Here is a 26481-nt window from a genome sequence, read left to right on the forward strand (position 1 = left end):
ACCCCCCCCCCCCCCCCCCCCCCCCCCGCCCCCCCCCCCCCCCCCCCCCCCCCCCCCGGGGGGCCCCCCCCCCCCCCGCGCCGGGCGGGGGGGGGGGGGGGGGGCCCCCCCCCCCCCCCCCCGGCCCCCGCCCCTGCTACTCGGTGGCCACCACCTTCCGCGCCAGCCTCGTCGCCTCCCGCACGTCCGTGAGGGGCCGCAGCCAGTACGTGTACGCGTAGTCGCGGTCGGCAAGCAGTTTGTACGGGGCGTGGGTGTGGGCGCCCCAGCTGTCGTCGCCGCCGACGCCCATCTGGCGGTGGTTGACCCGCAGGACGACCTCGTCGCGCGGGTCGAGCTGGTAGTCGTGCCGGGCCCCGACGGACAGGTCCTCCGGGGTGAGGTGCGAGGCGGTGAATTCCAGCAGCGGATGCTCGGCGGTCGGGTCCGCGGCGACGAGGAGGCCGCGGCCACGTCCGTCGGTGAGCGCCGCCCAGCGCACGTCGGTCTTGTTGCCGTTCTCCTGGGGGCGGATGTACGAGGTCCACTGCTCGGTCACGGTCGACTCCCAACGCCCCACGTCCGTACCGTCGTTGCGGTCCCAGTGGTTCTCCTCCGGGCCGCGGCCGTAGTAGTGGAGCCGTTCAAGGGCGGCGGGCAGCCGCAGGATGGTGCCGACCTCGGGGAGGTACGGGAGGCCGGCGGCGCCGGGGTGCAGGGCGTTGTCGACCTTGACGGCGCCGTCGCCGAAGACCGTGTACGTGGTGGCGTAGGTGGACTCGGTGGTGGTCGGCAGGGTGCCCTTGACCTCGATGCGCACGGCCCGGCCGCCGAGGTCGCGGACGCTCACCCCGGTCACCTTGCGGCGCGCGCCCGCGTCCCGCCAGGTCTGGTTGCGGGTGTGCTGACCGTTGCCGTGGTCGTTGTCGGTCGGGGCGCGCCAGAAGTTCGGGACGGGCCCGGAGTCCACGAGCCGGACGCCGCCGGCCTCGTAGGAGGTGATGACGCCGCTCGCCTTGTCGAGGGTGAGGCTGAAGCCGCCCCCGGTCACGGAGACGGCCTTGTCCCCGTCCTCGTAACGCAGCGTCGGCACGCTCTTCAGCGGTACGGGTGTCACCTTCGGGCTGCCCGCGTCGAGCGGGAGTTGCGCCCGCGCCACCTCGAAGCCCGCGTCGGCCCACGCCGTGTCGTCCTTCAGCCGGAAGGACAGGTGCAGGAAGAACTCGGCGCCGGGTGCGGGATTGCTCGGCAGCTTCAGCGGGACGGTGATGTTCTTGCGGGTGAGCGGGGCGACGTCGAGCTGGGTGCGGCTCAGGCTGCCGCGCTGGATCACCTCGCCGTCACGGGTCAGCTCCCAACGGCCGTCGTACTCGCGGAGGTTGGTAAAGAGGAACTCATTGGTGAGGGTGATGTCCCCCGCTCCCCCGCCCTCCTTGGGCGACACCTGGATCTCCTGGTAGATCCGCTTGATCTCGGCGGCCTTGCCGGTGTGGCCGCGGTCCGCGGTGATGATGCCGTCGGCGACGAAGTTGCCGTCGTTGGGGTTGTCACCCCAGTCGCCGCCGTACGCGAAGAAGGTCTTGTCGCGCGGCTGCTTCTCCGCGACGCCGACCGTCTTGGCGTCGAACCAGAAGCGCACGCCTTCGCCGTCCGGACCACGTCCGTCGTCGTCGAGTTCGGTGGTGCTCAGCGCGCGGGAGTACACGCGGGCGCGGCGGATGGTGCCGCTGAACTCGCGGACCATGTTGTCGACGTCCACGCCGAGGGCGAGCGGCGCGGTGTTGCTGCTCGGTTTGGCGGTCGTCTTCTTCGTGGCCTTCGCCGCGCCGTCGACGTAGAGCGTGAGCGTGCCCGCGCTCGCGTCGAAGACACCGGCGACGTGGTGCTCCTTGCCCGTCCAGCCGTCGGCGGGGGTGGCCCACGAGGCCGTGATCCACTGGCCGCCGGAGTAGATGTAGAACTCCAGGTTCTTGTCGCTCTGCTTGAGCGCGTACTGGGTGTCACCCTTGGCCACGATCGGCTGGTGGTAGCCGGTGACATGCGGGGTCACCCAGGCTTCGAGGGTGAGCGACCCCGTCAGGTCGAGGCGGTCGTCGCGGGCGAAGACGGTGGCGCCACTCAGGCCCTTGTCACGCTTGAACTCGCCCGCAGGATTGAGGAGTTCACCCTTCAGACCGACAGGGCCGGTTTCGGTCAACAGCGTCCGCTTCGGTGTCGGCCAGCTCAGCGACTGGTCGACGAAGTCCCAGATCCAGCCGCCCTGCAGCACGTCGTAGCGGCGGACAAGGTCCCAGTACTCCTTGAAGTTGCCGTTCGAGTTCCCCATCGCGTGGCAGTACTCGATCATCACGTACGGGCGGGTGTCGGCGGTGTCCTTGGCCTTCGACTCGACGTGGCTCGTCGACGGGTACATCTCGGAGCGGATGTCGCTCACGCCGGGGCTGTCGTCGCCCTCGTACTGGATGACACGGGTGGTGTCGTAGGAGCGGATCCAGTCGTGCATGGCGGTGAAGGTGGAGCCTGCGCCGGCCTCGTTGCCGAGGGACCAGATGACGACGGAGGCGTGGTTCTTGTCGCGGTGGACCATGTTCTGGGCTCGGGCGACGCACGCCTTCGTCCAGTCGGGGTGGCTGGCGGGATAGTCGTCGCGGACGCCGTGCGTCTCCAGGTTGGTCTCGTCGACGAGGTACAGGCCGTACTCGTCGGCGAGTTCGTACCAGATCGGGTTGTTCGGGTAGTGCGAGGTGCGGACGGTGTTGATGTTCATCCGCTTGATGATTTCGATGTCCTTGACCAGGTCGGCTCGGGTGAGCGCGGTGCCGCGGTCGGGATGCATCTCGTGGCGGTTGGTGCCGCGGAACGACACGGGCTTTCCGTTGATCCGCATCAGCCCGTCCTTGAGTGCGAACTCGCGCAGGCCGACGCGGTGCGAGAGCGTCTCGATGACCTTGCCCGCCGGGTCGCGCAGGCGGAGTACGGCGGTGTAGAGGTACGGGCTCTCGGCGGACCAAAGGCGCGGCGAGGGAACGGACTTGGCGGCCCGCACGGTCACTTCGGAGTCAGAGTCGGTGACGGCGGCCTTCTGAGTGAGCGGACGGGGCCAGACAGCATGACCCCCGGCGTCGTAGAGCTGGGTCTCGACGGTGTACGCGCCCGGGTCACCGGCGTAGTCGTGCACGGTGGCGGTGACCGACAGCTCGGCGGTGGTGTGTCCGTCGCCGAGCGGGGTGTCGAGCTTGAAGTCGCGCAGGTGCACACCTGGCGTCGAGTAGAGGTACACCGAGCGGAAGATCCCGCTCAGCCGGATCATGTCCTGGTCTTCCATCCAGTCACCGTCGGAGAAGCGGTAGACCTCCACGGCGAGCTGGTTGGTGCCTTCGGTGAGGTGCGGGGTGATGTCGTACTCGGCCGGGGTGAAGGAGTCCTCGTGGTAGCCGACGAGCTTGCCGTTCACCCACACGTAGTGGGCCGACTTGACGCCCTCGAAGTGCAGGAAGACGCGTCTGTCCCGCCACCCCTTCGGCACGGTGAAGGTGCGCCGGTACTGACCGACGGGGTTGTAGCGGGTCGGCGACGCGGGCGGCTGGGCGTCCTCGCCGAGGCCGTTGGCGCCCCACCACGGGTACGTGATGTTGGTGTAGATCGGGAAGTCGTGCCCGTGCAGCTGCCAGACAGCGGGCACGGGGATGGTGCCCCAGTCCCCGTCGTCGAGGTCGGTCCTGTGGAAGTCCTCGTCGCGCTCCGAGGGCCGGTCGACGTACGCGAACTTCCAGTCCCCGTCGAGGCTTTGGCGGTACGGGGAGCGGGTCCGGTCGGCGGCGAGGGCCTGCGCCACGTTCTCGTACGGCATGAGCGTGGTGTGCGGGGGCTCGGTGCCGAGCCGGAACTGGTCGATGTGACCGTTCCACTCGTCGCCGTCGGCCGCGCCGGCCCGCGTCGCGGGGAGACCCACGGGCAGGGCGAGCGCGCCGGCGACGACGGCGCCCGCCTGGAGCAGGCGGCGACGGCTGAGCGGCATGGTGTGGGGGCGGTGCGGTTGCGGCATGGCTGTGCCCTTCTGCGGGTGTGGACACGTGCAACTGGTGGGGCGCGGAGTGCCTGTTGAGCCGGCACCACCCTAAGAAGACAACACAACCGACACAATGACGCCGTAGGACTTTGTTGATTTCTGAGCAGATTCTGAGCAGAAAGAGAGGCCGCACGCCTGTCCCCCGCCGCGGGCCCGCCCTCCCCACCCGGCGGAACCCGCACAATGGACCCGTGCCCCACGTCCCGCCCTCCCGTCATCTACTCCGCGCCCGTGATCTTGCGGATGCGCGGTACGCCGAGGCGCTCACGGTGGGGGATCTCGCGGCGGCTGCCGCGCTGTCGCCGGCGCATTTCAGTCGGAGTTTCAAGGCCGCGTTCGGGGAGTCGCCGCATCAGTATCTGCTGACCCGGCGGCTTGAGCGTGCCGCCCATCTGCTGCTGGCCACGGACTGGACGGTGGCCGATGTCGGGGTCGCGGTGGGGTTGCGTGGCATCGGGTCGTTCACGACGAGTTTTCGGCGCATGTACGGGGTGACCCCGCAGGCGTACCGGGCGGCGAACCCTCCCGCCGCGCGTCATGTGCGCATCCCCCGGTGCGTCGCGATGGCCTACGGGCGGCCTCGGAACCGCACGTTTCGAGAAGACAGCGCCGGGCCGGGTGCCTAGCGTCGTCGGTGTCGGGACGATCCGCGTCCCGGAGCAGGCCAGCCGATGAGTGAGACGCGAGGACCGACATGCCGACGACGATCAAGATCTCCAATGCGCAGTTCTGGGTGCACGACCAGGACGAGGCGCTCGATTTCTACACCACGAAGCTGGGCTGGGAGGTCCGGGCCGACGTGACGATGGAGTCCTGGGACTTCCGATGGCTGTGTGTCGGGCCGCCCGGTGGCGAGGGGCCCGCGCTCGTACTGATGCCGGTGCCCCGGCCGCCGATGCTCGACGAGAAGGACAGCGTCCAGTTGTCGGAGCTGGTGGCCAAGGGGGCCGGCGGAACGCTGTTCCTGGAGACCGATGACTGCAAGGCCTCCTACGACGAGCTGTCCGCGCGGGGCGTCACGTTCAACGACCCGCCGACCGAGCAGCCGTACGGCATCGACACCTCGTTCCGGGACCCCTCGGGCAACAACATCCGACTGACGCAGGTGCTCGCATTCGATCCCGGGCGGAGTTGACCGCGCGCGGCGCCCCGGACCTCACGAGGCCCTGACGTGCCGGCCGTCCTGCGCGTGCTCCGCGCGGGCCGCCTCCAGGAGGTTGCGCCAGGACGTGACCGTGGGGCGCCGGCGCAGCAGGGCCCGCCGTTCGCGTTCCGTGGCGCCGCCCCAGACGCCGTACTCGATGCGCTCGTCCAGGGCGTGCGCCAGGCACTCGGTCCTGACCACGCACGTGTCGCAGAACCGCTTCGCGTGGGACTGCGCCGCGCCTTCCACGAACAGGTCCTCGGGGTCCGTGCCCTTGCACGCCGCCTTGTCCCACCACGAGTTGAAGATGTCCGCCACTCTCCGCTCCCTTGCTCCTGGCAAATTCGGTCTGTCTCAGGTGCGATTCGCGACCGTACGCCATAGATCCTCAACAGGCAGCCCATGACCAGGAGTTGAACGGTGAGTCACCGGCGGTTTCGGGCCGTCAGGCGAGCCCGGCCAGCGCGTCACCGAGCCTGCGGATCGCCTCGTCCACCGTGGAACGCGGACAGCCGAGGTTCACTCTCATATAGCCGTGGCCCTCGGCACCGAACTTCTGGCCCCGGTCCAGCCACAGACGCGCCTCGGTGAGCATGAACCTGTCCAGCGCCTCGGCGTCCATCCCGAGCCCGCGACAGTCCATCCACGCCAGGTAGAGCGCGTCCGCGGGCAGCACGCGCAGCTTCGATGTGGCGCTGTGGACCGCCTTCGCGAAGTGCTCGTGGTTGCCGCGCAGATAGCCGAGCAACTCCTCCAGCCAGGGCTCTCCGTGCGTGTACGCCGCCTCGGCAGCGACCATGCCCAGCACGTTGACCAGCGGGAACACATTGCGCTCGTACTGGCGGGCGAAGTCCTCTCGCAACCGGCGGTCCGGGATGAGAATGTTCGCGCACTGCAGACCGGGCAGGTTGAACGTCTTGCTGGGGGCGGTGCAGGTGATGCTGGTACGGGCGAACTCCGGGCCGAGCGACGCGAACGGGATGTGCGTCCTGGCCGGGTTGAGGACCAGGTCCTGGTGGATCTCGTCGGACACGACCAGGACACCGTGCCGAGCACAGATCTCGCCCATGGTGCGCAGCTCGCCCTCGGTCCACACGTAGCCGGTGGGGTTGTGGGGGTGGCTGAGAATGAACAGCTTGGTGTCGGGACGGATGGCGGCTTCGAAGGCGCGGGCATCGAACCGGTAGCCGTCGTCGGTGCGTTGCAGCGGCGCGTACGCGAGGTGGCGGCCGTTGAGCCGTACGTCCTCGTGGAAGTGCACGTAGACGGGCGGCTGGATCAGGACGGAGTCGCCGGGTGCGGAGAAGGCCTGGACGATGGTCTTGAGGGAGGTGATGACGCCCGCCGTCGGCACCACCCAGTCGCGCGCGATCTCCCAACCGAAACGCTTGGCCTGCCAGTTGAGCACGGCGTCGAGGTAGCTGTCGGTCGCACCGCCGGGGTAGCCGAGGACTCCGTGGTCGACGGCGTCGTGCAGCGCGTCGAGCACCGCCTGCGGGGCCTTGAAGTCGGTGTCCGCGACCCACATAGGCAGGGGCTCCACCGCGGCCTCGTCAGGGGCGAGGAGGGAGTCGGCGAAGGTCCACTTCATGGAGTTCGAGCGCGTGCGGTCGACGACGGTGTCGAAGAAAGAGACGGAAGCGGAAGCGGAAGAGGTGGAGGCCGTGGCGGAGGAGGAGGCGGAGGTTTCTGCTTCTGGTGCCGTGTCTCGTGCCATGACTGGATGCTAGATATGGCCTGTCGGCCACGGCTGGATCGAGATCCGGCTCATCCGCAACGGACCGGGTCTAGATCCGGTCCGTGAGCTCCTCCGCGTAGATCTGGGACAGCGGCTGGGGCCCCACGTACTGCTGGCAGTTGCACTGACCCGCCTCGTAATGGGTCGGCTTCTTGTTCTCGTCCCAGGCCGTAGGCACCTCGACGCGTTCGTGGCAGCGGCCGGTCTTGTCATGCTTGGCGAGGTGGTGGGCGCAGCCGCAGATCGGCTCCGGCGGCTTGTTCGCGGCCTCCACCGCGAGGCGCGCCTGCTTGGCGGCCTCGAGTCGCTCCAGTCTCCGCTCGTGCCGGTTGCGCAGCGCGCCGCGTGCGGTGTCCGCCACCCAGGCGAACGCTCCTGTCCAGAACAAGATGAGGATCGCCCAAACCCAGTTCATCTACCGCCCCTTCCCCCCGGATGACCGCGCGGTGTCCTCCAGGATAGGCGCCGCGCCGCGGCTACGCGCCCTCTCGGTGCGCCCGCACCACCCCCGCGCTCCCGTCCACCGTGATCACCTCGCCGGTGTCGATCCGCGTCAGGGCGTCCGGTACTCCGACGACGGCCGGACCGGCGTCCTCGACTCAGCCCTGCGGCTGCGGCTCCGGGAGCGGTTCCCCAGTCTCCAGGAGCGTCTTGAGGCTGGACAGCAGGGCCGGCCAGCCGTCGCCGATCATCGTGCGGACGGTGCTGTCGGGGTCGAAGCCGTCGTGGACGACGGTGAGCTTCACGGTCTCCCCCATCGCCTCGAGATCGAAGGACACCTTCGAGCGACTCTCGCGTGCGATGCGCTGCCGCAGTTCCTCGTCGACGCCGACGGACTGCGCCCACGCGGGCGTGAAGGTGTGCCAGGTGTAGGCGAGGCGGCGCGGCGGGTCGGCCTCCAGGACGACCTGCTCGGGATCCTCGGTGCGGCCTTCGCCCTCCAGCCACACCATGGGCGAGCCGGGCTTCCAGTCGGTCTCGAAGGCCACGCCCCAGTAGCGGCGGGTGAAGGCGGGCGAGGTGAGCGCCTCCCACAGCCGCTCGGGGGTCGTACGGATGTAGCTGGTGTGCACGAAGGGCTCTATGGCGGCGGGGCCGCCGGCGGTGGCGTTGCTCATGGGGGGTTCCTCTTCCAGTGCGGTGCGGAGGTCGTCGAGGACGGCGGCGCGATGCCGGTCGTAGCGGCTGAGCCAGCGGTCGGCGACGGCGTTGAGGGGCGCGGCGTCGAGGTAGTGCAACTTCTCGCGGCCCCGGCGCACGGTCGTGACCAGGCCCGCGGACTCCAGGACCGCGAGGTGCTTGCTGACCGACTGCCGGGCCATGTCCAGCTCCCCGCACAGCTCGCCCAGCGTTTGCCCGCCCCGGTCGTTGAGGCTGTCGAGCAGCCGCCGGCGCCCGGGGTCGGCGAGCGCCTTGAATATCGCGTCCACAGGGGTCGTGCCCTCTTCCGGTCGACTCGACATGCAGCCAATTGGCTGCCTTGTCTCGTTATCGACGATAGGCAGCCGTTTGGCTGCATGTCAATCGGAGTGGAGCGCGTCGACCGTGCCCGGCGTCGGACGGAGGGCGTCGCACCGAGGGTCCGGGCAGCCCCAATTCGCGTGCGGCGCACGGCCGTTGATGCCATCGTTGCCTCATGCAGCCACCTCCGGAGGACCCCCGCATCGGCGACGCCTTCGGCGGCGTCCTCGCCCGCTGCTGGCAGACCGGTGCCACGCCCTGGTCGGCCGTGGAGATCATCGAGCGCGACGACGGACTGATCCGGGCGAACGATGCCGCGCGGTACTTCAGCGCGCGGAAGGAGTGGCCGGCGCTGGAGCAATGGGCGTGGGCGCAGGCCACAGGGCGGGTGCTGGATGTGGGGTGCGGTGGCGGGCGGCACGCCGTCGAGTGGCTGGGCCACGGGCACGAGGTGGTGGGGGTGGATTCTTCCGCCGAAGCGGTGCGCATCACCCGCGAGCGCGGCGTCGAGGCGGTGGTCGCCTCGCTCCCTGAACTTCCCGAACTCCCGGCGGACTTGGGCCGGTTCGACACGATCGCGCTGATGGGCAACAACCTCGGCCTGCTCGGCGACCCGGGCCGGGCGGTGTCCGCCCTGGACGCCCTCGCCGCCGTGAGCCGCCCCGGCGCGCTCCTCATCGGCTCCGGCACGGACCCCGGCGACGGTGGTACCGACCACCGCGCGTACCACTCCCGCAACCTCCGCCACGGACGGGCGCGAGGCCAACTCCGCCTCCGTGTCAGGGACGAGGCGACCGCGACCCCCTGGTTCGACTACTGGCTTGCGGCGCCCGACGAACTCACCGCGCCCATCCACGCGTCACCATGGACGCTGGAGACACTGCGGCGGGAGCCGGGTGGCTCCGGATACGTGGTGTGCTTACGCCGCTGATCCGCCCTGCCCCGCGGCGGCGAACGCACCGTCCGCCAAAACGGGGACGACGGCGCTGGACTCCAACTCCGTTGCCACAGCTACGTCTTCGGGGTAGCCGCCCTCGATGAGTTCCCGCCCAGAGGCACTACTCGTCACGGCCGCGGCCACATCGCCGGCTCCGGCGAAGGCCGCTGCGGCCGCGACCGCCTCCGGCGAGAGAGGGGCTTGACGATGGTGGCGGAGTGCGGCGATCACGGCACCGGCACCGAGGAGGTCCTCCAGCGCCGGCCTCAGGCTCCCGTCCGGCCAACGCTCACCCGCGGCGATCACCGCGACCGGGCGGTCCTTCGTTCCGTAGTCGCGGTCAACGAGCCATTGACCGACGGCGGCCGCGTTGCGCAAAGATCCGGCCACCACGGGGGAATCTCCCGCTGCCGCGGCGATCGTTGATCCGTTGGGCGAAGGGAGCACCAGCCGTGACGCGAAGGGCGCCCGGCGCAGCGCGGCCGGGGACAGCGACCACGGCGCCGCGGCGGTGGCCCGGCGGCGCCCCACGGCCAGACGGGCACCCAATTCGTCGGCGTACCGCACGGCGGACTCGTCGCGCCAGCGGTAGGGGAACACCCTTGTGCCCGCTTCCACCGCGACCGTCACGGAAGTGGTGAACGACAGCACGTCGACGACGACCACGCACGCGACCCCCTTCGCCAGGAGTGTCGCCCCGGTAGGCCCCCAGTCGAACCGGACGCCGTGCTCCGCCTGCAGGAAACAGTCATTCACGTAGGCGATCGTGCCAGCGCTCGACAGCGACCGAAACCACCATCCGGCGCGGGCCCTCCCGGGAACTCTGAACGACCACCGCCAGTTGTGAGTGTCATGGAGTTCGTCTTCTTCATGACACTGCCGGGGCTGGTCATCGTGCTGACGCTGCTGGCCTTCGTCGACCAGCTGCTATTGCGCGCGGGCCGGGCCGGTGTGCTGCCATGGCGCCCCGGTACGCGGCACGGTCAGGTCTCGGCGACCGGGTTCGAGCAGTTGCACGGCGCGCTGTCGCCCGGCAAGCAGCACGAACTCAAGGAGCGACAGTCGGCGCTGGTCATGCCCGACAACGAGGACGACGGGGCGCCGCCGAACAGGACGACGGTCAATCTGGACGGCGGGACGGCGGTCGTCCGACTGCCCCGCGCCCACGGATAGCCGACACCCCGCCCGAGACACAAGGCACCCGAGGCGCACAAGGCGCCCGAGGCACCTGACGCACCTGACGCCCCCCCCCAGGCGCCCCCTACGCCGCCTTCACAATCCCGCCACGCTCGGCCGCCGCCCACTCCGCGACCAGCACCTCGTATTCGCGACGCTGCTCCGCACTCAACCGTCCACCGGAGCGCAGCATCAGGTCGCGGATCCGCTCGTTGAGTTCATCGGCGGACCGGGCGGGACCAGGCTCGGGTGTGGGGATCATGTGAAGAGAATAGTGGGCGCCACTGACAATCAGCACGCGAATTGCTCCGGACAGGACGTGCTGTGCCACACACTCACGACGCCGACGGCCCCCGCTGCCACCATGGTTCGATGGCGAAGTGCACGGAAGTACGCCGTCTCGACCTGGGTTACATCGTCCGACCGGCGCAGGAGGCGGGGACCGCGCAGCCGCGTGTGGAGCCGGTGTTCGCCTACCTGGTGCGGCACACCGACGGGCTGATTCTCTTCGACACCGGCATCGGCGCCGCGGACCCCGGGACCGCGGCGCAGGACCCTCCGGTCGGCACCTGGAGATCTCCGGCGAGGCCGAACTCCTGCCCGGTGTCCGGGTCATCCCCACGCCCGGCCACACCCAAGGCCACCAGTCACTCGTGGTCCAGCAGCCCGACGGCACCGTGATCCTGGCCGGACAGGCACACGACTTTGCCACCCACTTCGCCCTGGACCACGCGGCCCGGCAAGCCGCTCTCGACGGCCTCGAACCCCCGCGCCCCACCCATGCCCCCTGGTTGGACCGGATTCTCGCCTTCGACCCGCGCCGTGTGCTCTTCGCGCACGACAGCGCGGTGTGGGAGCCGCCGAGTCTCCCGCTCCTCTAGCGCTCCCACTTCAACGTCGCCGCCCGATGCAGCACCCCGTACCGCACCCACCTCTCCTCCGCCGCCGCGACCGACGCGGCCGTGCGGTCGGGGTCGAGGGCGGCGAGTTCGGCGACGATCGACTGGCACAGGGCCAGGCCTGCCGTGAGGGAGGGGAAGAAGGACGTGCCTTCGGCGGGGGCCAGCAGGACGTCCTCCGCCGCGGCGGCGAGCGGAGGGCTGGCCGCGTCCGTGATGACGAATACGCGTGTGCCGCGCTCGCTCGCGTCCTCGGCGGCCGTCACCGTGCTCTGGTAGAGGCGCCAGAAGGAGATGGCGATGAGGAGGTCCTCCGGGCCCAGCGCCGCAACGGAGTTGACCAGGTCCGCGCCGCCCGTGGCCTCGAGCCGGACGTCGTATCCGGCGAGGCGCGCGTTGTGGGCGAGGGCGGTGCCCGCGGAGGCGTAGCTGCCGGCGGCGATGACGAGGGTGCGGCGGGCGGAGGCGATGGCCCGGGCGATCCGGGCGACCGCCTCGTCGTCGGCATGGGCCGCCAGTTGGGCCAGGTTCTCCTGGTCGCGGCTGAGCGAGCCGGCCCATGATGTGCCGCCCTCCTCCCGGTGCGCTGCGTTGACCTGGGCGGCGCTGAGGTGGGAGAGGTAGCGCGCCCGCAACTCCCGTTGCAGATCGGGCCAGCCGCCGTAGCCGAGTGTCTGGGCGGTGCGGGTCACGGTGGCGGGGTTGGCGCCGACGCGGCGGGCGACATCGGCGACGGAGGCGTAGGCCGCCTGCTGGGGCTGCGAGACGAGGAAGTCCACGATCGCGGCGGCCTTGGGGCGCAGCCCGCGGGCCGGGGTGGCATCGCGCAGCCAGGTTGCCAGTTCGCCGTGCACACACAACTCCGCGGTAGAGGACGCAGGGCGCCTCCGAGCGAGGCGTACGCCCAGACTCTACGTTCCCGGAACGTAACGCAAAGATCGTTGCGGAAACAACGTCACGCAATCTACTTTGCGTGGGCGGTGAACGTCCCCCGCGTCCCCGACACCCCGAGGACGCCCCCGACACCTTCGAGGATCCGCCCATGTCCCTCCTCGCTCGCCTGGACAGACTCCCGCTGTCCAGACCTCATTACGTCCTGCTGCTCATCGGCGGGCTCGGCTACACCTTCGACGGCATGGACGCGGCCGTGGTCGCGTTCCTGCTGCCGAGCGTCCAGGATCTGTGGCACCTGGACAACGGCGCGCTCGGCCTGATCGGTTCTGCCTCGCCGTTCGGCTATCTCTTCGGTGCCGCGATCGCCGGCATCCTGGGTGACCGCATCGGCCGCAAGCGCGTGATGATGTACGCCCTCGCGTTCTACGTCGTCTTCACCCTGGTCGCCGCCGCGGCCCCGAACTTCCCCGTCTTCCTGGGCGCCCGCGTCCTGGCCGGGGCCGGTACCGGCGCCGAGAGCGCGATCATCGCGCCGTTCCTGTCGGAGTTCGTGCCGTCCAAGCGGCGCGGCTGGTTCGTCGGCGCGCTCGCCGGGTTCTTCTCCTTCGGCTTCGTGGCCGCCGCCCTCATCGGCCGGTTCATCGTCCCGCTGGGGGCGGACGGCTGGCGCTGGGCGCAGGTCGTCACCGCGGTGCCCATCGTGATGCTGCTGTGGTGGCGGCGGGCGCTCCCCGAGTCACCGCGCTATCTGCTGGAGCGGGGTCGGCACGCGGAGGCCGAGGAGGTCGTCGCCGAGCTGGAACGCCGCGTGGAGAAGTCGACCGGCCGCCCACTGCCGCCGGTCGAGCACACACATGCGGCGGTCGCCCCGGCCACGAAGGAGACCGCGCCACCCAGTGTCTGGACCGGCCTGCGGTTCCTGTGGTCGCGCAAGATGGCCCGACGCACGGGCGTGACCTGGGTGATGTGGTTCGTCATCACCTTCTCGTACTACGGGTTCTTCTCCTGGATCCCGACGCTGCTCGTCCAGCGCGGCATCACCGTCACGCAGAGCTTCTCTTTCTCGATCATCATCTACGCGGCCCAGGTGCCCGGTTACTTCTCCGCCGCCTGGCTCAGCGAGCGCCTCGACCGCAAGCACACCATCGCGCTCTATCTCACCGGCTCGGCCCTGTCCGCGTACTGGCTGAGCCAGACCTCGACACCGGTTGCCATCACGGTGTCCGGCGCGGTCCTGTCCTTCTTCCTCAATGGCACCTACGCGGGTCTGTACGCGTACACGCCCGAGGTCTTCCCGACCTGGATCCGCGCCACCGGCAGCGGCCTGGCCAGCGCGTTCGGCCGGATCGGCTCGATCATCGCGCCCACCGTGATCGGCCTGATGGCCGCAGGGGCGGGCTTCGCGGGTGTCTTCGGCATGACGACGGCGGTGCTCGCCGTCGGAGTCGTGGTCACGCTCGCCTTCGGTCTGTCCACGGCCAACCGCTCGCTGGAGGACATCGGCGCCCCCGTCGCCTCCCCGGCGTCCCCCGCACCCGCAACCGCCCCCACCACCAAGGAGTGATCCCGCACCATGACCGACACCACCTCGCCGCACACCGGTGACGCCCTCGTTCTGCGCAACGCCCACCTCCTCGACGTGGAGGCCGGGACCTGGCGCGAGGGCGACCTGCTGTGCGTGGACGGCCGGATATCCGAGGAGGGCGCCGACCGGCCGGACGACGCCCACGTCCTCGACGTACAGGGCGGGTTCGTGCTGCCCGGTCTCATCGACGCGCACGTCCACGTGACCGCTTTCACCGCCGCGCTCGGCTCGCTGGCGACCACCCCGGCCAGCTATGTCACCGCGCAGGCGTCCCTCATCATGGGCGAGATGCTCGACCGCGGGTTCACCACGGTGCGCGACATGGCGGGCGCCGACTTCGGGCTCGCCAGGGCGCAGCAGGAAGGGCTCGTACGCGGCCCCCGACTGGCCTTCGGCGGCAAGGCGTTGAGCCAGACCGGTGGGCACGGCGACAGCCGCGACGCGGGCAGTTGGCACCACGACGAGCACCCGTGCTGCGCCGACCACGGACGCGTCGCGGACGGCGAGGACGCGGTGCGCGTCGCGGCGCGCGACGAACTGCGCAAGGGCGCCCACCACATCAAGGTGATGGCCTCCGGCGGTGTCGCGTCACCCACCGACCGCATCGACTCCACCCAGTACTCCCCCGCCGAACTGCGCGCCGCCGTCGAGGAGGCGGAGGCCGCGAACCGGTACGTCGCCGCGCACGCGTACACCGCCCGCGCGGTCAACCGGGCCCTGGAGGCGGGCGTCCGGTCGATCGAGCACGGCAACCTGATCGACGACCGCAGCGTCGAACTGCTCACGGAGCACGGCGCGTTCCTCGTGCCGACGCTGGTCACGTACTGGGCGCTCAAGAAGGAGGGCCGCGAGTTCGGACTCTCGGAGGACAGCTGGCGCAAGGTCGACGACGTGCTCGGGGCGGGCCTCGGCGCCCTCGAACGCGCGGCGCGCGGCGGGGCCCGGATCGCGTACGGCTCCGACCTCCTCGGTGGCATGCACCGCCATCAGAACGAGGAGTTCCGGATCCGTTCGGAGGTGCAGAAGCCGCTCGACGTCATCCGGTCCGCGACGTCGGTCGCCGCCGAACTCCTCGGTATGAGCGGGGAGATCGGGACGCTGGCCGCCGGGGCCCGCGCCGATCTGCTGGTCCTCGACAGCGATCCGCTGGCCGACATCGCGGCGCTGGCCGATCCCGCGCGGCATCAGGTCGCCGTCGTACAGGGCGGGCGTCCGGTCCGGTAGCGAGTCACCCGGTCCGATGACGAAGAGGGCCGCGGGGGCCGGCCGCACACACCGGCCGGCCCCCGCGCGCCACGTGTCACACCCCGGCGACCAGCTCCAAGCCCTCGGCCACGATCCGGCCGTCGTGCAGCACCGTGCGGTCCTTGCCCCGGTCCATGACCGCGCTGGACGGGGTCTCGCCGTCGACCAGGACGAGGTCCGCGCGGTCGCCCACCGCGAGCCCCGGGCGGTCGGTGACACCGGAGAGGCGCGGCACGTCGTGGCTCATGATGGAGGCGCCGCCCATCGTCGCCACCGCCAGGGCCATCTCGATGTGGTCGTCGCGGCGGAAGTTGTTGGTGAACGCCAACTGCCAGGTCCGGTCGAGGAGATCGCAGTTGCCGTACGGGCTCCAGTAGTCGCGCTGCCCGTCCTCGCCGAGGCCGACACGGACGCCCGCCTCGGTGAGGTCGACGAGCGAGAGGTGACCGCGCCCGGCGGGGGCGACCGTCGCCATGGCGATGTCCAGCTCCGCGAACTCGTCGATGAGGCGGCGACTGGTGGACTCGTTCACGGAGCCGAGCTCGTAGGCGTGCGACATCGTCACCTTGCCCTGCATGCCGAGGGCGCGGACCCGCTCCAGGATCAAGTCCGTGGAGAACACGCCGAGTTCACCGGGCTCGTGCAGGTGGATGTCGACCTCGACCTGGTACTTCTCGGCGAGTCCGAAGACGACGTCGAGGTGGCCCTTGGGGTCGCGGTCCAGGGTGCAGGGGTCGATGCCGCCCATGACGTCCCCGCCGGCCTTGAGGGATGCCTCCAGGTACTGCTCGGTCCCCGGCTCGCGCAGGATGCCGGCCTGCGGGAACGTCATGATCTGGACGTCGGCGAGGTGCCCGTGCTTCTCCTTGGCCGCGACCACGGCCTCGAACTTCTCCAGCTTGCAGTCGACGTCGACCTGCGCGTACGTACGAACGCGGGTCGTGCCGCGCGCGATCATCCGCTCCAGCGTGCCGGCCACCCGCTCGTTCAGCGGGACCTCGGCGTCGCGCCAGTTCTCGCGGTCGTTCATCATCATCGTCCACACGCCGGGGCCTCCGGTGTGCGGGCGGAACGGCAGGCCGATGCGGGTGGAGTCCAGGTGGACGTGCACATCGCTGAAGGCGGGGAAGAGGAGCCGGCCGCGCCCTTCGACGACGTTCCCGACGGACTCGGACTGCGGGTCGTGCGGGCGGATCGCGGCGATGCGGGCGCCATCGAGCTGTACGTCACTGCGCTCGCCGCCCCAGGGGCGGACGTCACGGATGAGCATGTGGTGCGACTTCTTTCTGTTCGGTGATGCCAAGAGTGGGGGTCGTGGGGGTGGTGTGTGTCCGGCTCGGTCAGTGGGTCACGAGGGCCCTGTCCGCGAAGTGGCACGCGGGTCCCTCGGCACCCGCCATGGGTGGCAACTCGCCCGCGCAGCGCGCCTGTTCGGCCTCGCCGAGGGTCGGCCGCAGCGGGCACCGCGTGCGGAACACGCATCCGGAGGGAGGGTTCGCGGGGGTGGGCAGGTCGCCGCTGAGGCGGATTCTGCGGCTTCGGTCGGCGTCCGGGTCCGGCTGCGGGACGGCCGAGAGCAGGGCGCGGGTGTAGGGGTGGCGGGGGGTGTCGAAGACCTCCCGCGTCGGCCCGCTCTCCATGATCCTGCCCAGGTACATCACGGCGACCCGCTCCGCGAAGTGCCGTACGACGGAGAGGTCATGGGCGATGAAGACGTACGAGACACCGGTGTCGGCCTGGATGTCCTGGAGAAGGTTCACCACCTGCGCCTGCACGGAGACGTCGAGGGCCGAGACGGGTTCGTCGCAGATGATGAGGCGGGGTTCGAGGGCGAGGGCGCGCGCGATGCCCACGCGCTGCTTCTGGCCGCCGGAGAACTCGTGCGGGAACCGGTTGTAGTGGTCGGGGCGCAGGCCGACGCGGTCCATCAGCTCGCGCACCCGCGTCTTGACGCCGCCGGGCGGGTTGATGCCCTGCGCGTGCAGCGGAGCGGCGATGGCGCTGCCGACGGACTGGCGGGGGTTGAGGGAGGAGGACGGGTTCTGGAACACCATCTGGACCTGGCGCCGGTACTCCTGCGCCTCGGCCCGGTTCAGCGAGCCGAGGTCCCGGCCGTCGAGGCGGATGGTCCCGGACGTGGGGTCGAGGAGGCGCATCAGCAGCCGCCCGGTGGTGGACTTTCCGCAGCCCGACTCGCCGACCAGGCCGAGCGTCTGCCCGGCCCCGACGGAGAAGCTCACACCATCGACGGCCTTGACCGGCGCGCCGCCCCGGCCGAGCAGTCCGCCCCGCCCCGGAAAGTGTTTGGTGAGTCCGACCGCCTCAAGGAGAGGGGTTGTTGATGTCATCGCGCGGCCTCCTCGGCGGTGGCGAGGTTCTCCTGGTGGCACCGGGAGGGGTGATCGGCGCCGGTGCTCGCGAGGAACACGGGTCGCTCGCTGCGGCACAGGTCGCCCGGGACGAGGTGGGTCTGCGGGCAGCGGTCCGCGAAGAGACACCCGGCGGGCAGCGCCGTGAGCGACGGCGGGAACCCGGGGATGGGGCGCAGCCGCTCGCCGTCGTCGCCGAGTGTCGGCATGGAGGCGAGCAGGCCCTGCGTGTACGGGTGACGCGGGTCCCGGAACAGTTCCCGTACGCTCCCCCGCTCCACGCACTGCCCGCCGTACATCACGGCGACATGGTGGCAGACCTCGGCGACGACACCGAGGTCATGGGTGACCATGACGATGGCGGTGCCGGTCTCCTGCTGGAGTTCGCCGAGCAGGTCGAGGATCTGCGCCTGGACAGTGACGTCCAGGGCGGTGGTCGGTTCGTCGGCGATGAGGAGTTCGGGCTCGCAGACGAGGGCCATGGCGATCATCGCGCGCTGGCGCATGCCGCCGGAGAACTCGTGCGGGTACGCGCGGGACCGTCTCTTCGGGTCGGGGATGCCGACGCGGCCCAGCATGTCCACGGCGACCGCGAGCGCGGCCCGCTTCGACACCTTGTTGTGGACCCGGTACGCCTCGGCGATCTGGTCGCCGACCGCGTGGAAGGGGTGCATCGCGGAGAGCGGGTCCTGGAAGATCATGGCGATCTTCTTGCCGCGCCAGGCCCGCATCCGTTGCTCGGACAGGGAGTTGAGGTCGGTGCCGTCGAACAGGATCTCGCCGCCGACCTGGGCGCGGGTCTCCTTGAGCAGCCCCATCAGGGCCTGGCTCGTGACGGTCTTGCCGGATCCCGACTCGCCGACGAGGCCGACGGTCTCGCCCTTGGCGAGGCTGAGGTCCATGCCGTTGACGGCGTGCACGAGCCCGTCGTCGGTGGGGAACGCGACGTGCAGATCCCTGATCTGCAACAAGGGTTGACTGGTCATCAGGCGGCCCTCACTCGCGGGTCGATGACGGCGTAGAAGGCGTCGACGACGACATTGGCGACGATGATGAAGAAGGCGGCGAGCAGCGTGATCGCCATGGTCACCGGCAGATCGCCGGCCTGCGCGGCGCGGACGGCGGTGAAACCGACGCCGGGCACCGAGAAGATCTGCTCGGTGAGCACGGCGCCGCCGAGCAGCAGCCCGATGTCGAGGCCCAGCATGGTGACGACGGGGGTGAGTCCGGCACGAGCACCGTGCCGGACGACCATGGCCGCCTTCGACAGGCCCTTGGAGCGGGCGGTGCGCATGAAGTCCTCGCCGAAGGTCTCCAGCATGGAACTGCGGGTGACACGGATGTACTGGGCGCTGAACAGCACCGCCAACGCGACCCACGGCAGCAGGTAGTTGAGGAACCAGCCGTCGAATCCGGCCGGGCCGAACGGTGAGGTGATGGCGTTGGTGGTGAACGGCAGCACGTCGAAGGTCGACACGAAGACGAGCAGCAGAAGCAGTCCGGTGACGGGGATCGGCAGCGAGACCCCGACGGACGCGGCGCCGACGATCAGCTTGTCCGTGAGCTTGTTCTTGCGCAGCGCGGCGAGCGTGCCGAGGGTGACACCGGCGACGGTCCACAGCACGATGGCGCCGACGGCGACCGACACCGTGTACGGCAGAGCGCGCTCCAGGACGGCGGCGACGTCCTCGTTCGTCTGGAACGACTTGCCGAGGCAGGGCCACTGGCAGAGCGACTCGGCGCCGGGCGCGCCGATCATCCGGCCGTGGAACAGGCCCGACATGTAGTTCACGTACTGGGTGAGGAACGGCTTGTCCATGCCGAGGGCGACCCGCGCCTCGGCGACGCGTTCGGGGGTGCACTCCTGGCCGCAGGCGGCGGCCGCCGGGTCGGCGGGCCCGAACTGGAAGAGGGTGAAGGTGACGAAGCTGATGACGATCAGCAGGACGACGGTGGCGCCGAGGCGCCGCGTCAGGAAGGCGAGCATGTCAGGTCACCCCTTTCCCGGGCCGGACGCGACGGAGACGGTCGACAGGTCGATGCCTCCGAAGAAGTAGCCGACCTGCGCGCCCCGGATGTCGGAGCCGACGACGCTGCGCGTCACGTTCCTGATCAGCGGGACGAGCGGATAGTCCTGCATGGCGCGGTCGAAGAGCGTCGACCACTTGCGGCCGAGCTCCTCGCTCGTGCCGTTCTCACCGCGCAGCGCGTACATGGCCTTGGAGATCTCCGGGTCGTGGTAGCGGGGGATGTTGGAGAAGCCGAAGGTCCTGCCGTCGACGCTCGGGCCCAGGTTGGGGTCGATGGTGGTGCGAACCGAGCCGCTGTCGGCGCCGCCGCACCAGCCGCTGCGGGCGAGGTCCGGCATCGCCTTGCCCGCGAGGGTGGTGAAGTAGTTCGCGGCGGGGATGGGGCGCAGTTCGAGATCGATGCCGAGCTGCCTGAGGTTCTCCTGGAGCGAGGTGCCCATGTTCTTGAAGCGTGGCGTCGCGTCCGCGTAGCCGTAGACGAGCTTCTTCGGGTACGAGCGGCCCTTGAGCAGCTTCTTCGCCTCGTCCAGCTTGGGCTGGCCGGTGGGGTCGAGGTCGGTGTGCTGCTTTACGTAGCCGCGCTGTTGGGGGTTGATGTACGACTGGGTGAGCTTGCCGAAGCGGGCGCCGCCGTACTGGAGGTGGATGGCCTTGCGGTCGATGGCGAGCGCGAGGGCCTTGCGGACGACGGGATCCTTGATGGTCTCGGTGTTGAAGTCGAGGACGTCCGTGCAGCCGATGAGCCCGGAGGCGGTGCGCCGGGCGACGCTCGGCCGGTCGAGCTTGGCCGCGTCCGATGCCTGGAGCCCGCCCGCGCTGTCGAGGGTGATGGCCGTGGGGTCGGAGTCCGCGAGGAGCTGCTGGCTGATGGTGGACTGCGCGGTGGAGAGACTGAAGGTGAAGGTGTCCGGCAGGGCGCTGCGGTTCGGGTCGGTGGCCGGGTCCCAGTGCTTGTTGCGGACGAGCTTCATCGCACGCCCGCGCTGGTACGACTCGATCTTGTACGGGCCCGTGGACACCGGATGGTTGGTGTAGTCGAGCTTGGTGTCCTTGGCGCGCGGCACCGGCGCGGTGTTGGAGCGGGAGACCAGGGCGGGGAACTCGGCGAACGGCTGCTTCAGCTTGAAGACGACGATGCGCTCGTCGGGTGTCTCGATGCCCTTGAAGTCCCCGGCCGCCCCCTTGACGTAGGGGCCCTTGTAGCCGTCGTCGGAGAGGGCGGCGTTCAGTTCCTGCGGCGCCTGGGTGTAGACGTCGCGGGCGTAGGTGCGCTCGACGCCGTACTTCACGTCCTTGGCCGTGATGGGCCTGCCGTCCTCGAACTTCAGCCCCTTCTTCAGGGTGTAGGTCCAGGTCAGCCCGTCCTTGGAGACCTTGCCGAGGTCGGTGGCGAGATCGGGGACGACCTTCGGCGGCCTGCCGGCCTCCTCCTTCGCCATGGTGAGCGTGCGGTAGTAGAGCTGGCCCACGTTGGCGGTCTGGACGTAGTTGCTGTTGCCGGGGTCGAGGGTCTGGAAGTCGGTGGACATCAGGACGTTGACGTTGCCGCCCTTGGTGGTGTCACCGTCACCGACCTTGACCGGGTCGAAGGCGTCGGCGGGGGCGCGGGAGCCCGATCCCGGCGCGGGCTTGGTCCCGCCGCAGGCGGTGAGGGCCATCCCGGCGGTCACCGTCAGGGCGAGGGCCGCCACGGTGCGTCGATTCACTGCTGCTCCATGAAGGGTCGAGGCCGGGCGGGGTCAGCCATGGGAGGACTTGGGGTCGAGGGCGTCGCGGACGGCGTCGCCGAGCAGGTTGAAGGCGAGCACCGTGATCACCAGGGCGCCGGCCGGTACGGCGAGGAACCAGGGGTCGGTGAGGTACCAGTTGCCCTGCTGGGCGGCGTTGAGCATCTGGCCCCAGGACGGGGTGGGGTCCTTGACGCCGACGCCGAGGAACGAGAGCGCGGCCTCGGCCGTGATGTTGGTGGGGATCATCATCGTGGCGTAGACGAGGACGACGCCCATCACGTTGGGCACGATCTGCTTGAGGATGATCGAGCGGTGCGAGGCGCCGTAGGCGCGGGCGGCCTCGACGAACTCCTGCTCCCTGATGGACAGCACCTGTCCGCGCACGACGCGGGCGAGATAGGCCCAGCCGAAGAAGCCGAGAATGATCACGAGCGAGGCGATCGGCAGCAGACTCCCCTCCCCCAGCGCCGTGTCACCGAGCCGGGACTGCAGGATCGGTGTCAGCGAGAGCACGAGCAGCAGGTGCGGGAAGGCCAGGAACAGATCCATGACGCGGCTGATCACCATGTCGACCTTGCCGCCGAAGTAGCCGGCCGCGGCGCCGAGCACGGTGCCGAGGACGACGGAGACGACGGTCGCGAGCAGCGCGATGATCAGGGAGACCTGGGCGCCGTGTGCCATGCGGGCGAAGATGTCGCGGCCCAGGCCCGGCTCGAGTCCGAGCCAGTGGTCGCCGGAGGGGTAGCGGTAGTAGGGCAGCGGCAGGCCCGGCGTGCCGTAGTCGTCCAGGACGTCCGGACTGGTGCTCGTGGTGTACGCGTCCTGGCCCTCGATCGCGGTGAGCAGCGGGGCGAGCACCGCGAAAAGGATCATGAGCACCACGACGGCGAGCGCGGCGAGGGCGATCCGGCTGCGGCGGATGCGCAGCCAGGCGGTGCCGACGAGGGAGCGGGCGGCGACCACGGGCGGGCCAGAAGTCGCCTGTTCGGGGCGGGAGTTGGGCGCGGCTTCACCGTCGGCGCCGGAGGGCGACCGAGCGGGCAGCACTGGGGAATCCGTCACGTCGCGTGATCCATTCGGCGCAAGGGGGAAGGTTGGCGGGACGGTATACCAACTCCACCGGGCAACGGTAGGGGTAATCGCATCTTGGTATACCGGCCACTCGAGCTAAGCCGCATCACTGGACATTTAGGCACCCCAACTCGCCCCTACGACACCCGGTGGACACTTCGACGAGCACCACCTTCCCGATCCGGTATACCAACCCGTACGATCACCCACGTTCGCAACACCCCCACCCCAGGAGGCACTTATGCGCACCCGCTGGCGCGCCCGACACGTCCTCGCCCACCAGGACGGTGGCCACGCACTGCTGCGGGACGGCGAGGTGGTGTGGCAGGACGACACCGTGATCTACGTCGGACCGCACTACGAGGGCGAGGTCGACGAGGAGCGCGACCTGGGCGAGTCCCTGGTCATGCCCGGCCTCATCGACCTCGACGCGCTCACTGACATCGACCACCTCGTCCTCGACTCCTGGGCCGGGCCCGAGCGGGGCAAGGGGCTGCAGTGGTCCCTCGACTACTTCACCCACCGCCGCCACGACGTGTTCACGCCGCAGGAGCGGGCCACCATCCGCGAGTACGCGCTCGCCCAGCTCGCCCTGCACGGCATCACCACCTTCATGCCGATCGCCTCCGAGGTGCACAGCCGCTGGGCTGAGCCCTACGAAGAACTGGTCGACATGGCGGGCACCGCGCGCCGCATCGGACTGCGCGGCTACCTCGGCCCGGCCTACCGCTCCGGGGTCAACGTCGTCCTGCCGGACGGCACCCGCGACGTCGCCTTCGACGAGGAGGAGGGCCGCGCGGGACTGCGCGACGCCGTCCGCTTCCTGGACCACCTCGACGAGCTGAACGACCCCCTGCTCACCGGCGTCCTGCTCCCCTGCCGCATCGAGACACTCACCGGGGAGCTGCTCGTCGAGACGGCCCGGATCGCGCGCGAACGCGGGACCCTGATCCGACTGCACGCGCTCCAGGGTCTGGCCGAACGCGAGATCATCCAGCGCCGCCACGACGGCCTGACACCGCTCGAACTCCTCGACAAGCACGGCCTGTTGGCCCCGAACCTGCTCATCCCGCACACGGTGCTGCTCGACCGGCACCCGGCCGTCCACGGCGAGGACCGCGGCGACCTGGCGCTGCTCGCCGCGAGCGGGATCTCGGTGATCCACTGCCCGCAGACGTCGCTGCGCTACAGCGAGATGCTGCACTCGTTCCGCGCCTACCGCGAGGCCGGCGTCAACCTCTGCCTGGGCACGGACTCCTTCCCGCCGGACCTGATCCGCGGCATGGACGTCGGCGTCCACCTGGCGAAGATCGCCGAGGGGCGCACGGACGCCGCGCCCGCCGAGCATTACGTGGAGGCGGCCACGCTGGGCGGGGCCCGCGCCCTCGGCCGCGAGGACCTGGGCCGGATCGCCGTCGGCGCCCAGGCGGACCTCGTGACGTTCTCCCTCGACGACATCCGGGACGGAGTCATGGACGACCCGGTCCGTACGTTCCTGCTCAACGGCACGGCCCGGCAGGCCACGAACTCGGTCGTCGCGGGCAACCCGGTCCTCGTCGACGGCGCGCTGCCCGGCACGGACCTGCCGCAACTGGCGCGCAGTGCCCAGGCGTTGTTCGAGAAGATGCGCGCGGCCTACAGCGAACGCGACACCGAGCGCCGGGACACGGCGGCGCTCTTCCCGCCGACGTTCCCCGCGTTCCGTGCGTCCGGCTCCGCCGCGCCCGAGAGCGAGTCGTCCGCGTGACACTTACGGCAGAACGCACCGGGAGCGGAACCGGCACCGGAGCCGGAACCCGAGCCGGGACCGGAACCGCCTCGCAGGTGGAGCGTACCGAGGAGCTGATCCGGGCCGGTATCCACTCCGGCGCCCACCCGCCCGACTCACGGCTGCGGGAGCGCGAGCTGGCGGAGGCGCTCGGTGTCTCGCGGGTCCCGGTGCGCGAGGCGTTGATGCGGCTCGCGGCCGAGGGCCTCGTCGAGCTGGAGCCGCGCCGGGGCGCCCGCGTGCGCCGCCTGACCCTGCGGGACGTCGAGGAACTCTTCGATCTGCGCCTCAGCCTGGAGGTGTTCGCGGCGCGCCGGGCGGCCGAGATCGTCGCGGACGGGGGCGGCCACGAGGGCCTGCGGGCGGTGATGGACGAGGCAGACGCGGCGACCCGGAGCGCGGACGAGGCCGGTATCGCGGCCGCGAACACGGCCTTCCACGCCGAGCTGATCACCATGACGGGCAACCGGCTGCTCCAGTCCTCGTTCCAGCGCTCGCTCGGCCTGATGCACTGGCTGTTCCGGCTCACGGCCACCGAGCACGGCGCCGCGCAGCACCGCACCGAGCACGACCAGATCTGCCGGGCGATCGGCGACGGCCGCCCCCGTCTCGCCGAGGCGCTCACCTACGCGCACATCGACATCCGACGGGAGCCGGTGCTGCGGGCCTTGGCGAGGGTGCTGCCCGCGGAGTAGGGCCGGTCGTTCGGATCAGGCGATCAGGTCCTGGCCCGGGACGTACCTCTACCTACCCGGCCCGCGCCCCGTTAGCATGTTCGAACTGCGACGATCATCCAGATCGTCGCAGTTGCCCGCAGCCGGAACCAAGCCACCAAGTCGGACAATTGAAGACCACACCACCTCCCATGTCCCTGCCGCACCAGCGCGGCGCCGAGCCCCGGCCGCCCGCCTGGCGGCAGCCGCGCACCCTCCTGTGGATCGCGGCCGGTCTGGCGACGCTCGGCTTCCACATCGTCCTGGAGTTCGTGGCGCGCCGCTACGGGCAGCCGGGGCCGATCACCGTAGAGGCCCAAGAGCTGATCTTCGCGCCCCACTCGGGCCCGCTGCTGTACGGCGGCCTGGCGCTCACGATGGTGGTGCTCACCTGGCGGCAGCGGCTGATCGCGGTGTGCGCTGCGGTCGGCATCGACATCGTGTTCTGGATCGTGCGGCTGATCGTCGGCGCCGACATGAACTTCGGCAACGGCGCGCTCTGGGTGATTCTGGGCGTCGCGATCCTCGGCCTCGCCCGCCGCACGGGCCGGGAGAGATCGGTCCTCCTCAAGGGGGCGGGCCTCGGCCTGCTCCTGGTCTTCGGCCACAAGACGGGCGACACCTGGCTCCTCATCACCTCCGAGACCCGTCCGATGGTCCTCGACCAGTACGTGGCCGCGGCGGATCACGCCCTCGCCAACCCGTCGTGGCTCGTCGGCCGGCTCGTCGAGATGACCTCACCGGTCAGCAGCGGCCTCCTCACCGTCGTCTACGGTCAGCTCCCCATGGCCGCCGCCCTCGTCGGCCTGTACCAGCTGCGCCACGTGGCGGCGGAACGCCGTTTCCCCGCGCACCACTTGGTGCGCACCTTCCTGGCCATCGGTCTCCTGGGGCCGGCCATCTACATGATCTTCCCGGTCGTCGGCCCGCTCTACGCCTTCGGCCCCGACGGCGGCCACTGGGCGGTGGCGAACATCTGGCCGGACACCCTCCCGGCGATCGGCGCCCCGCACCCCTTCCCGTTCGACGAGATCACCCCGCGCAACTGCATGCCCAGCCTGCACACCGCGTGGGCCATCTCGCTCTTCATCCACACCCGCGAGGGCTCCCGCGCCATGCGCTGGGCGGGCACCTTCTGGCTGGTCGGCACCCTCACCGCGACCCTGGGCTTCGGCTACCACTACGGCGTGGACCTGCTCGCCGGGACGGTCTTCGCCCTGTCCATCGAGGCGTCGATGCGCGCCTTCTCCCGCGGCTGGGACCGCCGGGCCACGCTGATGGCGAGCTACGGGACGGCCGTCCTCGCCATGCTGCTCGTGTCCTACCGCTATCTCCCGACGCACATGGCCGCGCACCCCTGGGCGTTCGGCCCGCTGCTGCTCCTGCTGGCGGGCTCCGTGGTCCTCCTCTACGTACGGACGACGAGGCAGTGGAGCGCGCAGGCCACGCCTCCGCCTCCGCCGTCGCCCCTGCCGAAGGCGGGCTCGGCGGACCCGCAACCGGAGCTTGCGTAGCGGACGTTGAGGGTGCGGCACGTCGGCGACGTACGTGCCGCCTTCCCCGCCGCGTGAGGGCGCACAGCGGCCGCCCGCACCCCCCCAGCGCCCGCGCCCGGCCGCGCCGCCGTCGCCCGGGTGGTGGGGGCCGGGGGGCGCGCGGGCCGGCCTCGCCCA

Annotated in this window: 23 protein-coding genes and 2 pseudogenes; 10 read left to right on the forward strand and 15 right to left on the reverse strand. The window is 70.5% G+C overall.

Going from position 1 to position 26481, the window contains the following annotated elements:
• Nucleotides 1-136: 136 nt before the first annotated feature.
• A complete protein-coding gene (locus tag ACYSUO_RS41235) occupies nt 137-4024 on the reverse strand; it encodes a glycoside hydrolase family 2 TIM barrel-domain containing protein (RefSeq protein WP_461781341.1) in 3888 nt (1295 codons plus the stop codon).
• 215 nt (nt 4025-4239) lie between these two features.
• Here ACYSUO_RS41235 and ACYSUO_RS41240 point away from each other — a divergent pair, with 215 nt between their 5' ends.
• Together ACYSUO_RS41240 and ACYSUO_RS41245 are read left to right on the forward strand one after the other, a co-directional pair.
• Entirely contained in the window at nt 4240-4674 is a 435-nt protein-coding gene (locus ACYSUO_RS41240) for a helix-turn-helix domain-containing protein (RefSeq protein WP_461781342.1), read from the forward strand.
• Between the two features lie 68 nt (nt 4675-4742).
• Nucleotides 4743-5183: a VOC family protein gene (locus ACYSUO_RS41245; protein WP_461781343.1), complete on the forward strand. Its 441-nt coding sequence runs from the start codon at nt 4743-4745 to the stop codon at nt 5181-5183.
• Nucleotides 5184-5204: 21 nt separating this feature from the next.
• Here the strand turns inward: ACYSUO_RS41245 and ACYSUO_RS41250 are convergent, their stop codons facing one another.
• The 5 genes and pseudogenes from ACYSUO_RS41250 to ACYSUO_RS41270 all read right to left on the reverse strand — a co-directional run bounded on the left by ACYSUO_RS41250 (nt 5205) and on the right by ACYSUO_RS41270 (nt 8393).
• Nucleotides 5205-5501, reverse strand: a complete 297-nt coding sequence (locus ACYSUO_RS41250; RefSeq protein ID WP_461781360.1) for a WhiB family transcriptional regulator — start codon at nt 5499-5501, stop codon at nt 5205-5207.
• A 136-nt stretch (nt 5502-5637) separates the two neighbouring features.
• Entirely contained in the window at nt 5638-6909 is a 1272-nt protein-coding gene (locus tag ACYSUO_RS41255) for a MalY/PatB family protein (RefSeq protein WP_461781344.1), read from the reverse strand.
• A 70-nt stretch (nt 6910-6979) separates the two neighbouring features.
• Nucleotides 6980-7345: a hypothetical protein gene (locus ACYSUO_RS41260; protein WP_461781345.1), complete on the reverse strand. Its 366-nt coding sequence runs from the start codon at nt 7343-7345 to the stop codon at nt 6980-6982.
• 61 nt (nt 7346-7406) lie between these two features.
• Nucleotides 7407-7502 (reverse strand): annotated as a pseudogene (locus ACYSUO_RS41265) (hypothetical protein); the annotation flags it as partial.
• Between the two features lie 27 nt (nt 7503-7529).
• The gene (locus ACYSUO_RS41270; protein WP_461781346.1) at nt 7530-8393 is read right to left on the reverse strand and encodes an ArsR/SmtB family transcription factor; all 864 of its coding nucleotides are present in this window, start codon (nt 8391-8393) and stop codon (nt 7530-7532) included.
• A gap of 173 nt (nt 8394-8566) precedes the next feature.
• Here ACYSUO_RS41270 and ACYSUO_RS41275 point away from each other — a divergent pair, with 173 nt between their 5' ends.
• Nucleotides 8567-9322, forward strand: a complete 756-nt coding sequence (locus ACYSUO_RS41275) for a class I SAM-dependent methyltransferase (RefSeq protein WP_461781347.1) — start codon at nt 8567-8569, stop codon at nt 9320-9322.
• Here ACYSUO_RS41275 and ACYSUO_RS41280 read toward each other — a convergent pair.
• Nucleotides 9311-10084, reverse strand: a complete 774-nt coding sequence (locus ACYSUO_RS41280; RefSeq protein WP_461781348.1) for a 2-phosphosulfolactate phosphatase — start codon at nt 10082-10084, stop codon at nt 9311-9313. The genes ACYSUO_RS41275 and ACYSUO_RS41280 overlap by 12 nt on opposite strands.
• 96 nt (nt 10085-10180) lie before the next feature.
• On the opposite strand from ACYSUO_RS41280, the gene ACYSUO_RS41285 reads away from it, so the two are divergent.
• Nucleotides 10181-10501, forward strand: coding sequence for a DUF6191 domain-containing protein (locus ACYSUO_RS41285; RefSeq protein WP_267073388.1), 321 nt, complete (start codon nt 10181-10183; stop codon nt 10499-10501).
• 88 nt (nt 10502-10589) lie between these two features.
• On the opposite strand, the gene ACYSUO_RS41290 is transcribed toward ACYSUO_RS41285, so the two are convergent.
• Nucleotides 10590-10766 carry a hypothetical protein gene (locus tag ACYSUO_RS41290; protein ID WP_266724679.1) on the reverse strand — a complete coding sequence of 59 codons (177 nt, stop codon included), beginning with the start codon at nt 10764-10766 and terminating at the stop codon, nt 10590-10592.
• A gap of 110 nt (nt 10767-10876) precedes the next feature.
• Here ACYSUO_RS41290 and ACYSUO_RS41295 point away from each other — a divergent pair.
• Nucleotides 10877-11385: pseudogene (locus ACYSUO_RS41295) on the forward strand (MBL fold metallo-hydrolase).
• Here the strand turns inward: ACYSUO_RS41295 and ACYSUO_RS41300 are convergent.
• The gene (locus ACYSUO_RS41300; RefSeq protein ID WP_461781349.1) at nt 11382-12257 is read right to left on the reverse strand and encodes a MurR/RpiR family transcriptional regulator; all 876 of its coding nucleotides are present in this window, start codon (nt 12255-12257) and stop codon (nt 11382-11384) included. The pseudogene ACYSUO_RS41295 and the gene ACYSUO_RS41300 overlap by 4 nt on opposite strands.
• 188 nt (nt 12258-12445) lie before the next feature.
• Here ACYSUO_RS41300 and ACYSUO_RS41305 point away from each other — a divergent pair, with 188 nt between their 5' ends.
• Nucleotides 12446-13861: an MFS transporter gene (locus ACYSUO_RS41305; protein ID WP_461781350.1), complete on the forward strand. Its 1416-nt coding sequence runs from the start codon at nt 12446-12448 to the stop codon at nt 13859-13861.
• Between the two features lie 9 nt (nt 13862-13870).
• Nucleotides 13871-15106 (forward strand): metal-dependent hydrolase family protein, encoded by a 1236-nt coding sequence (locus ACYSUO_RS41310; protein ID WP_461781351.1) that lies wholly within the window; start codon nt 13871-13873, stop codon nt 15104-15106.
• A 76-nt stretch (nt 15107-15182) separates the two neighbouring features.
• Here ACYSUO_RS41310 and ACYSUO_RS41315 read toward each other — a convergent pair whose 3' ends face one another.
• The 6 genes from ACYSUO_RS41315 to ACYSUO_RS41340 all read right to left on the reverse strand — a co-directional run bounded on the left by ACYSUO_RS41315 (nt 15183) and on the right by ACYSUO_RS41340 (nt 22303).
• Nucleotides 15183-16397: an amidohydrolase gene (locus ACYSUO_RS41315; RefSeq protein WP_461781352.1), complete on the reverse strand. Its 1215-nt coding sequence runs from the start codon at nt 16395-16397 to the stop codon at nt 15183-15185.
• Nucleotides 16398-16467: 70 nt separating this feature from the next.
• Nucleotides 16468-17475 carry an ABC transporter ATP-binding protein gene (locus ACYSUO_RS41320; RefSeq protein WP_461781353.1) on the reverse strand — a complete coding sequence of 336 codons (1008 nt, stop codon included), beginning with the start codon at nt 17473-17475 and terminating at the stop codon, nt 16468-16470.
• Nucleotides 17472-18482, reverse strand: coding sequence for an ABC transporter ATP-binding protein (locus ACYSUO_RS41325; protein ID WP_461781354.1), 1011 nt, complete (start codon nt 18480-18482; stop codon nt 17472-17474). Before ACYSUO_RS41325 ends, ACYSUO_RS41320 begins: the two co-directional genes overlap by 4 nt.
• The gene (locus ACYSUO_RS41330; protein WP_461781355.1) at nt 18482-19483 is read right to left on the reverse strand and encodes an ABC transporter permease; all 1002 of its coding nucleotides are present in this window, start codon (nt 19481-19483) and stop codon (nt 18482-18484) included. The genes ACYSUO_RS41325 and ACYSUO_RS41330 overlap by 1 nt, the downstream gene beginning before the upstream one ends.
• Nucleotides 19484-19489: 6 nt before the next feature.
• Nucleotides 19490-21232, reverse strand: coding sequence for an ABC transporter substrate-binding protein (locus ACYSUO_RS41335; RefSeq protein WP_461781356.1), 1743 nt, complete (start codon nt 21230-21232; stop codon nt 19490-19492).
• Between the two features lie 33 nt (nt 21233-21265).
• On the reverse strand, nt 21266-22303 hold the full coding sequence (locus tag ACYSUO_RS41340) for an ABC transporter permease (protein WP_461781361.1): 1038 nt from the start codon (nt 22301-22303) through the stop codon (nt 21266-21268).
• Nucleotides 22304-22568: 265 nt separating this feature from the next.
• Between ACYSUO_RS41340 and ACYSUO_RS41345 the strand changes: the two genes are divergently transcribed.
• From ACYSUO_RS41345 to ACYSUO_RS41355, 3 genes are all read left to right on the forward strand, one after another.
• Nucleotides 22569-24074 (forward strand): chlorohydrolase family protein, encoded by a 1506-nt coding sequence (locus ACYSUO_RS41345; RefSeq protein ID WP_461781357.1) that lies wholly within the window; start codon nt 22569-22571, stop codon nt 24072-24074.
• A gap of 77 nt (nt 24075-24151) precedes the next feature.
• Complete coding sequence (locus ACYSUO_RS41350; protein ID WP_461781358.1) at nt 24152-24790, forward strand: GntR family transcriptional regulator; 639 nt, start codon at nt 24152-24154, stop codon at nt 24788-24790.
• Nucleotides 24791-24960: 170 nt separating this feature from the next.
• On the forward strand, nt 24961-26322 hold the full coding sequence (locus ACYSUO_RS41355) for a phosphatase PAP2 family protein (RefSeq protein WP_461781359.1): 1362 nt from the start codon (nt 24961-24963) through the stop codon (nt 26320-26322).
• Nucleotides 26323-26481: the final 159 nt, after the last annotated feature.

Source organism: Streptomyces sp. UC4497, assembly GCF_054871485.1.

Bases quoted from the DNA above. Each gene is read 5' to 3' on its own strand.
- ACYSUO_RS41355 (WP_461781359.1), top strand. From the start codon at position 24,961: ATGTCCCTGCCGCACCAGCGCGGCGCCGAGCCCCGGCCGCCCGCCTGG.
- ACYSUO_RS41325 (WP_461781354.1), bottom strand. From the start codon at position 18,482: ATGACCAGTCAACCCTTGTTGCAGATCAGGGATCTGCACGTCGCGTTC.
- ACYSUO_RS41285 (WP_267073388.1), top strand. From the start codon at position 10,181: ATGGAGTTCGTCTTCTTCATGACACTGCCGGGGCTGGTCATCGTGCTG.
- ACYSUO_RS41270 (WP_461781346.1), bottom strand. From the start codon at position 8,393: ATGTCGAGTCGACCGGAAGAGGGCACGACCCCTGTGGACGCGATATTC.
- ACYSUO_RS41255 (WP_461781344.1), bottom strand. From the start codon at position 6,909: ATGGCACGAGACACGGCACCAGAAGCAGAAACCTCCGCCTCCTCCTCC.
- ACYSUO_RS41260 (WP_461781345.1), bottom strand. From the start codon at position 7,345: ATGAACTGGGTTTGGGCGATCCTCATCTTGTTCTGGACAGGAGCGTTC.
- ACYSUO_RS41275 (WP_461781347.1), top strand. From the start codon at position 8,567: ATGCAGCCACCTCCGGAGGACCCCCGCATCGGCGACGCCTTCGGCGGC.
- ACYSUO_RS41315 (WP_461781352.1), bottom strand. From the start codon at position 16,397: ATGCTCATCCGTGACGTCCGCCCCTGGGGCGGCGAGCGCAGTGACGTA.
- ACYSUO_RS41305 (WP_461781350.1), top strand. From the start codon at position 12,446: ATGTCCCTCCTCGCTCGCCTGGACAGACTCCCGCTGTCCAGACCTCAT.
- ACYSUO_RS41330 (WP_461781355.1), bottom strand. From the start codon at position 19,483: ATGCTCGCCTTCCTGACGCGGCGCCTCGGCGCCACCGTCGTCCTGCTG.
- ACYSUO_RS41345 (WP_461781357.1), top strand. From the start codon at position 22,569: ATGCGCACCCGCTGGCGCGCCCGACACGTCCTCGCCCACCAGGACGGT.
- ACYSUO_RS41235 (WP_461781341.1), bottom strand. From the start codon at position 4,024: ATGCCGCAACCGCACCGCCCCCACACCATGCCGCTCAGCCGTCGCCGC.
- ACYSUO_RS41245 (WP_461781343.1), top strand. From the start codon at position 4,743: ATGCCGACGACGATCAAGATCTCCAATGCGCAGTTCTGGGTGCACGAC.
- ACYSUO_RS41310 (WP_461781351.1), top strand. From the start codon at position 13,871: ATGACCGACACCACCTCGCCGCACACCGGTGACGCCCTCGTTCTGCGC.
- ACYSUO_RS41320 (WP_461781353.1), bottom strand. From the start codon at position 17,475: ATGACATCAACAACCCCTCTCCTTGAGGCGGTCGGACTCACCAAACAC.
- ACYSUO_RS41290 (WP_266724679.1), bottom strand. From the start codon at position 10,766: ATGATCCCCACACCCGAGCCTGGTCCCGCCCGGTCCGCCGATGAACTC.